The 12,605-nt window shown below is 42.5% G+C and carries 13 protein-coding genes; 10 read left to right on the top strand and 3 right to left on the bottom strand.

Features of this window, described 5'->3' with window-relative positions:
- Both IEU81_RS05430 and IEU81_RS05425 read left to right on the top strand, forming a co-directional pair.
- Nucleotides 1-441 (top strand): ASCH domain-containing protein, encoded by a 441-nt coding sequence (locus tag IEU81_RS05430; RefSeq protein WP_186090602.1) that lies wholly within the window; start codon nt 1-3, stop codon nt 439-441.
- A 108-nt stretch (nt 442-549) separates the two neighbouring features.
- Nucleotides 550-1,035 (top strand): hypothetical protein, encoded by a 486-nt coding sequence (locus IEU81_RS05425; RefSeq protein WP_186090600.1) that lies wholly within the window; start codon nt 550-552, stop codon nt 1,033-1,035.
- Here IEU81_RS05425 and IEU81_RS05420 read toward each other — a convergent pair.
- Together IEU81_RS05420 and IEU81_RS05415 are read right to left on the bottom strand one after the other, a co-directional pair.
- Entirely contained in the window at nt 1,012-1,272 is a 261-nt protein-coding gene (locus IEU81_RS05420; RefSeq protein WP_092596936.1) for a GlsB/YeaQ/YmgE family stress response membrane protein, read from the bottom strand. The two genes, IEU81_RS05425 and IEU81_RS05420, sit on opposite strands and share 24 nt — an antisense overlap.
- A 90-nt stretch (nt 1,273-1,362) precedes the next feature.
- A complete protein-coding gene (locus IEU81_RS05415; protein WP_186090598.1) occupies nt 1,363-2,547 on the bottom strand; it encodes an MFS transporter in 1,185 nt (394 codons plus the stop codon).
- 154 nt (nt 2,548-2,701) lie between these two features.
- Between IEU81_RS05415 and IEU81_RS05410 the strand changes: the two genes are divergently transcribed.
- From IEU81_RS05410 to recQ, 6 genes are all read left to right on the top strand, one after another.
- Complete coding sequence (locus IEU81_RS05410; RefSeq protein WP_176760601.1) at nt 2,702-3,304, top strand: anthranilate synthase component II; 603 nt, start codon at nt 2,702-2,704, stop codon at nt 3,302-3,304.
- Complete coding sequence (gene pabB / locus IEU81_RS05405; RefSeq protein WP_186090597.1) at nt 3,282-4,961, top strand: aminodeoxychorismate synthase component I; 1,680 nt, start codon at nt 3,282-3,284, stop codon at nt 4,959-4,961. Before IEU81_RS05410 ends, pabB begins: the two co-directional genes overlap by 23 nt.
- Before the next feature lie 8 nt (nt 4,962-4,969).
- The gene (locus IEU81_RS05400) at nt 4,970-5,176 is read left to right on the top strand and encodes a hypothetical protein (RefSeq protein ID WP_092596948.1); all 207 of its coding nucleotides are present in this window, start codon (nt 4,970-4,972) and stop codon (nt 5,174-5,176) included.
- Nucleotides 5,177-5,189: 13 nt separating this feature from the next.
- Nucleotides 5,190-5,447 (top strand): hypothetical protein, encoded by a 258-nt coding sequence (locus IEU81_RS05395; RefSeq protein ID WP_186090595.1) that lies wholly within the window; start codon nt 5,190-5,192, stop codon nt 5,445-5,447.
- 1 nt (nt 5,448) lies between these two features.
- Complete coding sequence (locus IEU81_RS05390) at nt 5,449-6,396, top strand: 5-oxoprolinase subunit C family protein (protein WP_092596954.1); 948 nt, start codon at nt 5,449-5,451, stop codon at nt 6,394-6,396.
- Nucleotides 6,397-6,576: 180 nt separating this feature from the next.
- Nucleotides 6,577-8,364: a DNA helicase RecQ gene (recQ, locus tag IEU81_RS05385; RefSeq protein WP_092596957.1), complete on the top strand. Its 1,788-nt coding sequence runs from the start codon at nt 6,577-6,579 to the stop codon at nt 8,362-8,364.
- A 512-nt stretch (nt 8,365-8,876) separates the two neighbouring features.
- On the opposite strand, the gene IEU81_RS05380 is transcribed toward recQ, so the two are convergent.
- Nucleotides 8,877-9,749: a DMT family transporter gene (locus IEU81_RS05380; protein ID WP_092596959.1), complete on the bottom strand. Its 873-nt coding sequence runs from the start codon at nt 9,747-9,749 to the stop codon at nt 8,877-8,879.
- 360 nt (nt 9,750-10,109) lie between these two features.
- On the opposite strand from IEU81_RS05380, the gene nrdI reads away from it, so the two are divergent.
- Complete coding sequence (gene nrdI / locus IEU81_RS05375; protein ID WP_092596962.1) at nt 10,110-10,505, top strand: class Ib ribonucleoside-diphosphate reductase assembly flavoprotein NrdI; 396 nt, start codon at nt 10,110-10,112, stop codon at nt 10,503-10,505.
- Nucleotides 10,489-12,594: a class 1b ribonucleoside-diphosphate reductase subunit alpha gene (gene nrdE, locus IEU81_RS05370; RefSeq protein ID WP_092596965.1), complete on the top strand. Its 2,106-nt coding sequence runs from the start codon at nt 10,489-10,491 to the stop codon at nt 12,592-12,594. The genes nrdI and nrdE overlap by 17 nt, the downstream gene beginning before the upstream one ends.
- The last annotated feature ends 11 nt before the right edge of the window (nt 12,595-12,605 follow it).

Raw genomic sequence — 12,605 nt, 5'->3', positions numbered from 1 at the left:
ATGAATGCAGAACAGTACTGGAATGAATTTACAGATAAATATCCGGACTATAAAGAAATGAAATATACCGCTTGGGCATTTGGGGCAGAACCGGATGAACTCGCCGAGCTGGTTGTCAGCGGCAGAAAAACCTTAACATGCAGCGGTTTGAAATTATATGAAGCGGATGCTGAACCGCTGCCAGAAATGGGTGAAGTCAGTATAGTTTTGAACACTTCAGAGGAAGCAGTGTGCGTAATAGAAACGACTAAAGTTTATACTGTTGCATTTAAAGATGTTGACGAAACTATTGCATATAAAGAAGGCGAAGGTGACAGGACTTTAGCATACTGGAGACAGGCACATTTAGAGTTCTTTATACCAGAATACGACACAGTAGGACTAATATTTAATGAAGAAGAAATCATTGTTATAGAAGAATTCAAGAAAATATATAGCTGAATACTCCAGCCCGCCACATCATTACGTTTGATGTGGCGATTTTTGTTTGTCTGAGTGGTGGCGGGTGAGCAGGGTTGTGAAATTAGAGGTGACCTTGCTCATAATGTCATGAAAAGTGAGCAGGGTTGTGAATATTTAGGAGACCTTGCTCATAATGTGATGAAAAGTGAGCAAGGTTGTGGATTTTTAGGTGGTCTTGCTCATTATGTGACGAAAAGTGAGCAAGGTTGCGAATTTTCAGGTGACCTTGCTCATAATGTGATGGAGGGTGAGCAAGGTTGTGAATTTTCAGGAGACCTTGCTCATAATATGACGAAAAGTGAGCAAGGTTGTGAATTTTCAGGAGACCTTGCTCATAATATGACGAAAAGTGAGCAAGGTTGTGAAATTCCAGGTGACCTTGCTCATAATGTGACGAAAAGTGAGCAAGGTTGTGAAATTCCAGGTGACCTTGCTCATAATATGATGAAAAGTGAGCAAGATTGCGAATTTCCAGGTGATCTTGCTCAAAATCACAGCAAAAAAAGCGGAATCCATATCAGGATTCCGCTTCAGATTAAAATCATTGATTTATGCTTTTTTGTTGCCTTTTAACATTCCAAAGATGAATGATACAACAAGAATTAAGATAATTGCACCGACTAGTGTACCAATGACACTCATGCCGCCAATCGTTGGACCAAAGTCTAAACCAAGTGCGTTACCGATTGATCCGCCAATGATACCTGCTAAAACATTACCGATAATACCAAATGGGATATCTTTACTTACGATTAAGCCCGCAAGCCAGCCTAAAATACCGCCTACAATAATTGTCCATAACCAACCCATTCTTATTACCTCCTAAATAATATATAAATGCTGTGTTCTATTTTAATACATTACCTTTTATTAGAGGATTTAAACATATGTGACAAATATTTATACAATTTTTCTCGCACTTCGCAAAATAAAGAAGAGTACTAACGATAAGCATCCGCTGGCTGCGCTGACCCAGTAAATCATATTGTAATCGTCGTACTGTGCGACGAGGCCAAAAGTCATGGCCCCAAGGCCGACACCTAAATCAAAGGCTGAAAAGAAAGTCGCATTAGCCATGCCGCGTTTTCTCGGCGGTGTGGTATTTATCGCTGAGGCCTGAAGCGCCGGCTGAACGGTCCCAAAACCCAGACCGTACAAAATCGCACCGACAAATAGATAGACCGGGCTGTTTAAGATGGCGAGCAGAGTCAGTCCGGCAATAATTAATAGGCTGCCCGGTATAAACACAATTGCGAGACCGCGACGGTCGTATATGCGGCCGGCAAAAAATCTCGTCGTTACGAGTGCTAAAGCATAGAGCACGAAATAAATTTGAATATAGTGAGGCGCGAAGCCCTGCTGGAAAGTATAGGCAGGTAAGAATGTCGCGATGCCTCCGAATGTAAAGGTAATGAAGAAGAGCAGCGCCGATGCAGGCAGCGCTCTTTTTTCAAAGAAATTAAAGCGGGAAGTGTTTAATTCATCCTCTTCAATTTCTGCTTGTGTCAGCGGTTCGGCTTTAACGTACTTAACATTTAAAGCGAGCAGCAAAGCAATTAAGGTAAGCGATCCGCAGATGATAAATAAAGTCGAGAATTCGATATGATTTACTAAAAACAACCCGAGAGCAGGCCCGATAGCGAGTGCGAGGTTACCGCTCAAGCCGAAAAATCCGAGGCCTTCTCCCCGACGGTCTTTCGGAACTAAATCTGAAGCGATTGTACCGGAAGCTGTATTCGACAGTCCCCAGCCGATACCCTGGACAATACGCACGGCGACAAGGATTAATATCGTCGTACTGACAGCGAGCGAGTATAAGGAGATAACGAGAATAGCGAGACCGGTAATAAATACGGGCGCACGTCCCGTCGTATCGAGCATCTTTCCTCCAAAAGGCCGGATTAACAAAGCGGAGAAAGTGAAAATCCCGACGATGATACCGACCCAGGTTTCATTTGAACCGATTTCCTGAACGTACAGCGGCAGTGTCGGGAGTGTCATTTGAAATGATGTAAAAATAAAAAAGTTCGCGATAACAATAATAATAAAATCTTTCGTCCAGATTCTGGACTTCCCCTTAGACATAGATCACCCTTCTAACTAAATCACGATATTTATTTCTTTACTCTCAAGTCTACATGATAGGCCTCCGGTTTTCATCCTCCTCTGTACCTATTGTGTTATTGAAATTGAATTGTATATGATATTATTAAATAAATTACTTACAGGGAGCAGTCCAGTGAATTTATTAATGATAGACAATTACGATTCATTTACATATAATCTCGTGCATTATATCGAGAGCAATCCATATCAGGCGGGTATTAAAGTGGTCACACCGGACCAGCTGAGTGATGACTTAATAGAAGAATTTAATATTATCGGTATTATTATTTCACCTGGTCCGTCACATCCGAAAGACCGGCCGGAGGTGCTGGACTTTATCGGTAAGTATTATAAGAAACTGCCGGTTTTAGGTATTTGTCTCGGTCACCAGATGCTGTGGCATTTAGCAGGCGGTGAAGTCAGCCGCGGCGAGCGTCCGGTACATGGCCATGCTTTTGATGTGTTTCATAATGGCCGGGGTATTTACAAAGATTTGCCGTCACCTTTAGCCGGCTGCCGTTATCATTCATTGACATGTTTCGGCGAAGCAGATGCATTTAATATCATCGGGCGGACTGAGGACGGCATTAATATGGCAATCGAACATAAGAATTACCCTGTCTTTGGTGTACAGTATCATCCTGAAGCAATACTGTCTGAAGCGGGCAGAGCGCAGCTCAACAACTTTATTAGAATTGCAGTGGAGGCCAGTCATGAGAGCTCATACAAAGTTTAAGAAAAATGGTGTGATAGAAAGTCTGTACTTTACCGATCCGCTTGAAGTCATTACTGCAGACACACCTTTTAATGAAGCGATGCAGTCGGCAGAGGCACATCAGGCCGCAGGCCGTTACGTTGTTATGGGTGTGACATATGAAAAGGACGATTATATTATCGGTGTATTCGAAGCGCCGGTGTCATACCGGGAATTTTTAGGTGGCGACAGACCGCAGTCATATCGGATGAGTGAACCTGAACTCAGCGAAACGCGTGAAGAGATTGAAAATAATATTGAGCAGGTCAGAAATTATATACTGGACGGCCATACATATCAGGTGAACTATACGACGAGATTGTCCGGTGATTTTAAAGGTGACAGTCATCAGCTCTTCCTGCAGCTGAGTACTGAGAACAACGGGGATTACGCGATATATATCGATGATAAGGATAAACAAATTGTCAGCCTGTCGCCGGAACTCTTCTTTGAAGTGGATGCTGCCAGGACAATTTCGACCAAGCCCATGAAAGGGACAGCGCCGAGATTTGAAGATCCTAAAAAAGATAAAGAAAGCTATGAATTTTTAAGGCATTCAAAAAAAGATCAGGCAGAAAATGTCATGATCGTCGACCTTTTAAGAAATGACATATCTAAACTGGCTCAGCCGGATTCCGTTCAGGCAGAAAAACTGTTTACTATTGAAAAGTATCAGACGGTATATCAAATGATTTCTACAGTGCAGGCGAATTTACGGGAAGACGTGACATTAAATGATACTTTTGATGCATTGTTCCCATGCGGCTCGATTACTGGCGCGCCGAAACAGATGACGATGCATTTAATCGAGACGCTTGAAAAAACACCGCGGGGCTTTTACTGCGGCGCACTCGGCATGCTATATCCCGACCAGTCGATGATTTTTAACGTGCCGATCCGCACCCTGGTGATTGAAGATGGACGTTATATATACGGTGCAGGCGGGGGGATTACTTACGATTCTATTCCGGCTTCTGAATTCGAAGAGATCCTTCATAAGACATCGTTTTTAAAACAGAGTCAGTATGAATTAATTGAAACGATGCGGCTTGAAGAGGGTATAGTGAAACGCCTTGATTATCATGCGGACCGTTTGAAAAACAGTGCTGGCCATTTCGAATTTAAAATGCCTGATTTTAAGCGGAACATACAAATATACATTGAAGACAATCATTTACAGCAGGGCATCTTTAAACTGCGTGCAACAGTAAATAAAGAAGGTGAGATGAATCTCACTGCTGAACCGCTGATGGACAACAGAAAGCTGACCACGGGCCGGATTTTTAACCGTCCGATGGTCGGTGCAGCGGACTTTATCGGCAATAAAACGACAGTGAGACATCACTATGCCGGTAAAACAAATGATTCTGATGTCGTTTTATATTATAATGATGACTTAGATATTACCGAGTTTAATATCGGCAGCATCGTTGTTATGGAAGCGGGACGTTATTACACACCGCCTTTAGCAACAGGCATTTTAAATGGTGTGATGAGACAGGCGCTCATCGATGATGGTAAAATAACTGAAGAGAATATAAGGCTTAAAGATTTACGTCATAGATACGCGCAGGGTCAGATTGAGATTTATATGATTAACAGCGTGAGAGAATGTGTGGCAATCACACTCCTGGAATGAGGTGGCTTATGTTTACATTATTTTTAATATTACTGATTGTTGCAATCGTTATAGTAACGCATTTAATCGTTACTTATCTGTTAAAAAACGATATAAAAATCGTCGGAATTGCTATAGGTTTTGTCGGCGTTATTGCAGCGATTATTGTTTTTGGCATCGCCATGGGCAGCTTTACAGATTACGTTGCCGGCGAATTGGAATTCTTTTACCGATAAGAGGAGTGGACTTATGATATTTACAAACGGAGATAAAGTGATTACGTATCAGGACGATGCGTCGGTCATTAAAAACATTAAAGCACAATACGATCAAGAAGCGCTGAAAGTAAATAATCCATATATCGGGGAAGTGGCGTTTACGAAAAATACAGTCAGTTTTTACTATGATCCGGTCGAAGTGATGGAAAATGAGAATACAATCGAACCGGCAAATTATATCATTTCTATAGTAGAACCAATGCTTGACAGTGTCAGTGAGGGAAAATAATATGAGCTTAATTATACAAGATGCCGGTTTGTTAACGATTATGCAAACCGTCAAAAAACAGACGAGCACAGAACAGCAGAATAATGAATACAACGGTGCGGTAGACAGTCTGTCTCCGATGCTGGCGAATAAACTGGTCGGCAATGACGTCGAGGAGCCGACGCTTGAAATGTCAGGTCAGCCGGGTGTTATTCAATTTACAGAGCCGACGATTATCGCTTACTCCGGCGGAGATTTTAAAGGTCAGGTCAATGGAGAAAAAATTGAGCCGAACCGCATTTACCATATGGACCGCGGAGATGTTTTATCGTTTAGAGAATCGACGCGCGGCAGCAGACTGTACCTTGCTGTTGCCGGCGGTATAGCAGTAGAGAAATCTAACGTCTTGAAATCTGGAGATGAAGTGACAATGCGCCGTAATTATACGGCACTCCACGATGAAATTTTCCATATGATGAGCAATAAAAGAAAAGTCAGCTGGGGTATCGGCATTTACTCGCTGGTCGAAGTTTACTTATCTGATATTTACCATATTGTTAAACGTCCTGATGTGCCGGACGAAGTATACGAGCAGTTAGAAGAGCGTGAGTATACTGTGACACAGGAAGACAACCGCATCCAGCTGTCTGTCGACGGACAGATGATTGAATTCGCTGGGGAAGACTGCGTAAACCCGGGTATTCTCGGCGGAGTCTACTTGAACGATCAATTACCGGTTATTGCACTGAACGATTTCGATGCAGAAACATCATTGACGCATATCGGTACGATTCCAAGTTATCATATGCACAAACTCGGCCAGAAGCGCCGCGGGTCAAAAATTAAGTTTCAGACGATTGATATCGATGACGCGCACGCAGAAACATACGGCTATTACTTATGGGTGAATAGTCTGTTTAAAGCGATCGATTATAAAATTTCAAAAGAACTTGTAAAAGAGAAAATGTAAAGATTACACAATTATACTAGATCTCCTGTTTAAGCGGACTCTTACTAGAGTAAATGGCTGACAGGGGATCTTTTCTATGGATTATTAACACAAAATACAACAAACATTAATAAAAATAATGTATAATATAGCAGATAAATTATATAAGAACGACATACATAAATATAGGAATGATATTTTATGGAAGCCATCTTAAAAGAATATTTTGGATACGATAAATTCAGATACGGCCAGCAGGAAATTATAGAAAATATATTAGACGGACGGAACGCCCTCGGCATTTTACCGACGGGTTCGGGTAAATCATTATGTTATCAAATTCCCGGCCTGATGTTCGAAGGTACAACGCTGGTTATTTCACCGCTGATTTCTTTAATGCTCGACCAGGTCGACTCATTAAAACGCCGCGGCATTCGTGCAGAGTGTATTAACTCGACGATGACAAAAAGCGACTTGAATGATGTAATGGGACAGCTGGTACGAGGAGAACTGCAATTTTTATACGTGGCACCTGAACGCTTTAATAATGATGAATTTAAAACAGCGGTGCGCCACGCAAAAATATCGCTTGTTGCGTTTGATGAAGCGCATTGTATTTCTAAATGGGGACACGACTTCAGACCGAGCTATCAGAGTATTATTCCAAACTTACAAGCACTGCTGCCTGATGTGCAGATCATTGCTGTAACAGCGACAGCGACGGAGGAAGTGGAAGAAAATATTCAGGAACTGCTGAACATTGAAGACGATACAGTATTTAAGACGAGCGTCAAACGGGACAACTTAAAACTGGCGGTCAATGGCACTTATCAGCGCGAGCAGTTTATCTTGTCTTACATTCAGGAACGGCCGGCTGCATCCGGTATTATTTACGTTTCGACACGGGCAGAAGTTGAGAAGCTGTCGACTTATTTAACAGACAATGATGTAGAAAACGTCATTTACCACGGCGGACTGGGTAAAAAAGAACGGAATGACAACCAGCAGAAATTTGTAGCGGACGAAGTGAAAATCGTTATCGCGACTAATGCGTTTGGTATGGGGATTGATAAACCGGATATTCGTTATATTATTCATTTTAACTTACCGGGCGATATCGAGAGCTACTATCAGGAAATCGGGCGTGCCGGCCGTGACGGCCAGCCAAGTGACTGTATTTTGCTGTCGACCCAGCGCGATGTGAATTTACAGCAATTCTTTATCGACCGCTCAAACGCCTCCGATCAGTATAAGGATCATATGCGTGAAAAACTCGATCTGATGCTGCAGTATAACAAGACGAGCAAATGTTTGAGCAGTTTTATTGTTAAGTACTTTAATCGCGACGAATACGTCGAAGCATGCGGTCAATGTTCGAGCTGTCTGTCTAATGAACGGACAGAACCGATGACCACAGAAGCAAGGCTGATTTTGGAATTGATCCAGGAAAACGACGGCAAGCTGTCAAAAGAACTCGTGATTCAAGTACTCCGCGGCGAGAATGCCGATAATATACTTGCCAGAGGGCTGGAAGGCCAGGAACGCTTCGGCGTGCTGGACTCCTACCGTACGAGCGATGTGAACCACCTCGTCGAAGAACTGATTATGCGGGGATACGTTCACTATTCAGGCTATAAGATGCACCTTGTTGAGAAAAGTTTTGATATTCTGAAGCGGAAAGTCAAACTGTATACAGTCCCTTACCGCAAGCACTACAACGAAAGAGTTAACGTTTCAACAGACTCATCGCCAAACGAAGTGCTGTACGATAAACTGCTCAGCACCCGTAAAAATCTGGCGGATAAATATAAACTCGATGAAGATGCAATCTTTACCGACCAGATTCTAAAAGAATTTGCTAAGAAGATGCCGCAGTCGAAACAGGATATGATGCACATACAAGGCGTCGGTAACTACAAGCTGAAACACTACTGCCCGTACTTCCTGGAGGAAATCCAGGAACACGGTGTCGACGGTCAGAGCGTATAAGCACAGAGGGCGTGACAGCCGGGACAAGAGTCCCGGCATTTTTGTTTTGTCTGTGGCCATTGCGGCGGGCTGGGCGCGCCTTCGGATGACGTGGTCAAAATCACGACGTCGCCCGCGCGCCTTCGGATGACGTGGTCAAAATCACGACGTCACCCGCGCGCCTTTGGATGACGTGGTCAAAATCACGACGTCACCCGCACGCCTTCGGATGACGTGGTCAAAATCACGACGTCACCCGCGCGCCTTTGGATGACGTGGTCAAAATCACGACGTCGCCCGCGCGCCTTTGGATGACGTGGTCAAAATCACGACGTCGCCCGCGCGCCTTTGGATGACGTGGTCAAAATCACGACGTCGCCCGCGCGCCTTTGGATGACGTGGTCAAAATCACGACGTCGCCCGCGCGCCTTTGGATGACGTGGTCAAAATCACGACGTCGCCCGCGCGCCCCCCCAAGCGCAGTCCAAACAAAAAATCCCCAGCTCCAGTCGGGAGCTGAGGATAACAAAACCTTATTTTTTTCCGGCAACTTTAAGTTTCCGGGGACGGTTTTTCATGTACATGTAGTAACTTGCTGCAAAGATGATGATATAGCCGAGTATGGACAGCATATCAGGGACTTGATTGAAGAAGATAATACTGAGCAGTGCTGTAAAGAGTATTGTCGAATAGAAGAAAATCGATATTTCTTTAGCAGGCGCATAACTGTATGCGATGGTCAGTCCGAACTGGCCAATTGCGGCAAATATACCAGATAGTATAAGCATCCAAAACTGGCTTGCTGTCATCGGTTCAAATTGGTAGATGAAAAACGGCAGCAATGCCACGGTCGAGAAGAATGAGAAATAAAATACAACGGTATAAAATTTTTCACGGCTGCCCAACACGCGGAGTACGGTATAGGCACCGGCTGCGAATATTGCACCCAGCACGCCGAGCAGGGCAAAGTATGTATCGCTCGAGAATGACGGTTTAATAATGAATACAGCACCGGCCAGAGCAACAATTATAGAAATCAGCTGGAATTTCCGGATGTATTCTTTTAAAAATATGGCACAAAGTATTATAGTAAAGAATGGACTCAGCTTATTCAGAATATCGGCATCGCTTAAAACCATTCGGTCGATTGTAAAGAAGTTTAAAAGCACACCGGCCAGACCGAGTCCGGATCGGAGCAGCAGCCAGCCCTGGTTTTCCCGTTTCCCAAATAGGCTTTCTTTGTGATACAAAACGAGTGCCAGTGCAATCAGCATAGAGATGAAATTTCTAAAAAACGTTTTTTGTACAGTTGGCAAATCGCCTGCATATTTGACGAAAAAGGACATCAGACTGAAGCCGAGTGACGAAATAATTAGCGCGATAATTCCTTTAACTACATTATTCATTTACAACACTCCAAGATAATTTGTACGATAATTTCAGGTTTTCCACTAAATAAAACAGCGAAAAATTTCGACAAACTTTTTTTGAAATTCTTTCAATCATTCTATCACATATCCACCGTGCTTTACGGCGTTTTATCTTCATTTAAACACTATGAAATTTTATGAAGCTCCAGTTTTTAACATTGCTAATCACTTTCTAATATGAGAATATAGAACATGTTAAACCATATATATTGTGTTGAATAATATAGTAAAGCACTATATGTAGTGGTATATACAAAAAAGTATAAAAAAATAAGAAGATAAGCTTCATTATAGAACATACGTTCTGTTTGTGATATGCTGAAAGGAGATGACAAAATGTTAATTGTTTATTATTCAATGACAGGTAATATCCGTCGTTTCTTAAAAAGTATGGACATTCCGGACACCTTTGAATTATATCAAATTACTCCGGCAAATGTCAGAGATAAAATCGATGATGATTTTATTCTGGTGACACCGACCTACGGGTTCGGGGCAGTACCGGATATTGTTAAAAATTTTCTGCAGGTCAATTCGAGCAATATGCATGCAGTCGCTTCCAGCGGCAACCGCAACTGGGGTCAGAATTTTGCCCGGGCGGGAGAGTTTATCAGCAATGATTACAGTGTACCGCTTTTAATGAAATTTGAACTGCACGGTTCACCGGCAGAACGAGAACAATTTAAAGCTGAATTAGAAAAGGCAGGGGAATTGCATGAAAGTATTAGATGAAAAAACTTATAATCACGTTGAACTGAATAACGAAGTCACGCAGCGCGACGAAACCGGTTTTTATAAACTAGAAAAAGATCTTGAAGCACTCGATGTATTTATGGAGGAAGTTGAATCGAAGACAATTCACTTCAACACTGAACTGGAAAGACTGCACTACCTCGTAGACAACGATTTTTACTACGATGTGTTCCAGGAATACAGCGAAGCAGCACTTCAGGACATTATCGATCATGCAAATTCAATTGAATTTAATTTCAAGAGTTACATGGCAGCAAGTAAATTCTTTAAAGATTACACTTTAAAAACAAACGATAAAAAACAATACTTAGAAGATTACAGACAGCACGTCGTCATCGTCAGTCTCTACCTTTCTAAAGGCAATACTGAGACAGCGAAGCGTTTTATTACTTCTATGATGGAACAGCGTTACCAGCCGGCAACGCCGACTTTCTTAAATGCAGGCCGTGCGCGACGCGGTGAAATGGTGTCTTGTTTCCTACTCGAAGTTGACGACTCATTAAACTCGATTAATTATATTGACTCAACTGCTAAACAGCTAAGTAAAATCGGCGGCGGTGTCGCGATTAACTTATCTAAATTGCGCGCACGCGGTGAAGCAATTAAAGGCATCGAAGGCGTGGCAAAAGGTGTGCTTCCAGTAGCGAAATCACTCGAAGGCGGATTCAGCTATGCGGACCAGCTCGGTCAGCGCCCGGGTGCCGGAGCGGTATATTTAAATATTTTCCACTACGATTTACCAGAATTCCTGGATACTAAAAAAGTAAACGCGGATGAAGATATTCGCCTGTCTACAATTTCAACAGGTCTTGTTGTACCGTCTAAATTCTTTGAACTGGCACGCGACAACAAACCGTTTAATCTGTTTGCCCCGCATACGGTAGAACGTGAATACGGCGTTGCGCTTGACGATATGGATATGGATGAAATGTACGATCAGCTTGTCGAAAACGACAACGTTAAAAAACGTGAATATGATGCGCGCGATATGTTAAATACAATCGCACAAACTCAGCTGCAGTCAGGTTATCCATACTTAATGTTTAAAGATAATGCCAACAAAGTACACCCATTAGGCGATATCGGTGAAATTAAAATCAGTAACTTATGTACTGAGATTTTCCAGCTTCAGGAAACTTCTGAAATTAACGATTATGGTGTGGATGATGTTATTAAGCGTGATATTTCATGTAACCTCGGTTCTATGAATATTGCTAACGTAATGGACTCAGGGAAAGTGAAAGAAACAGTTCACGAAGGTATTGCAGCGTTAACACTGGTCAGCGATGATACGGCAATTGCCAATGCACCAGGTGTTAAAAAGGCAAACGATGAACTGCATTCTGTCGGTCTTGGCGCGATGAACCTGCACGGTTATCTTGCTAAGAACAAAATTTCTTATGAATCAGCTGAAGCGAGAGACTTCGCGAATATCTTCTTTATGATGCTGAACTTCCACTCAATTGAAAAATCTATGGAAATTGCTAAAGAACGCGGTGTGACCTTTAAAGATTTCGAACGTTCAGACTATGCGACAGGCAAATACTTCGAACGCTATACAGCAGAAGATATTAAACCTGAATTCGAAAAGGTTGCCGAACTGTTTGAACATATTCACGTTCCGACTAAAGAAGACTGGGCGGAGCTGCAGCAGAAAGTTGAAACAAACGGACTGTATCATGCTTACCGTCTAGCGATTGCACCGACGCAGAGTATTTCTTACGTGCAAAACGCAACGAGCTCAGTGATGCCGATTGTCGATACGATTGAAAGAAGAACATACGGCAACTCGGAAACATTCTACCCGATGCCGTTCCTGTCTAAAGAGACAATGTGGTACTACAAGAGTGCCTTCAACACAGATCAGATGAAACTGATTGATATGATTGCTACAATTCAGCAGCACATCGACCAGGGCATCAGCACAATTCTATATGTAAACTCGGAAATTTCTACGAGAGAATTAGCGAAATATTATATTTACGCACATCACAAAGGATTAAAATCACTGTACTATACTAGAAATAAATTACTCAGTGTTGAAGAATGTACGAGCTGTGCAGTATAAAGGAGATTAAA

The sequence above is a fragment of the Jeotgalicoccus aerolatus genome, assembly GCF_014635205.1.
Classification (GTDB): Bacteria; Bacillota; Bacilli; order Staphylococcales; family Salinicoccaceae; genus Jeotgalicoccus; species Jeotgalicoccus aerolatus.
The sequence above is the reverse complement of the archived record's forward strand: the minus strand, read 5'-3'. Positions and strand labels throughout refer to the sequence as shown.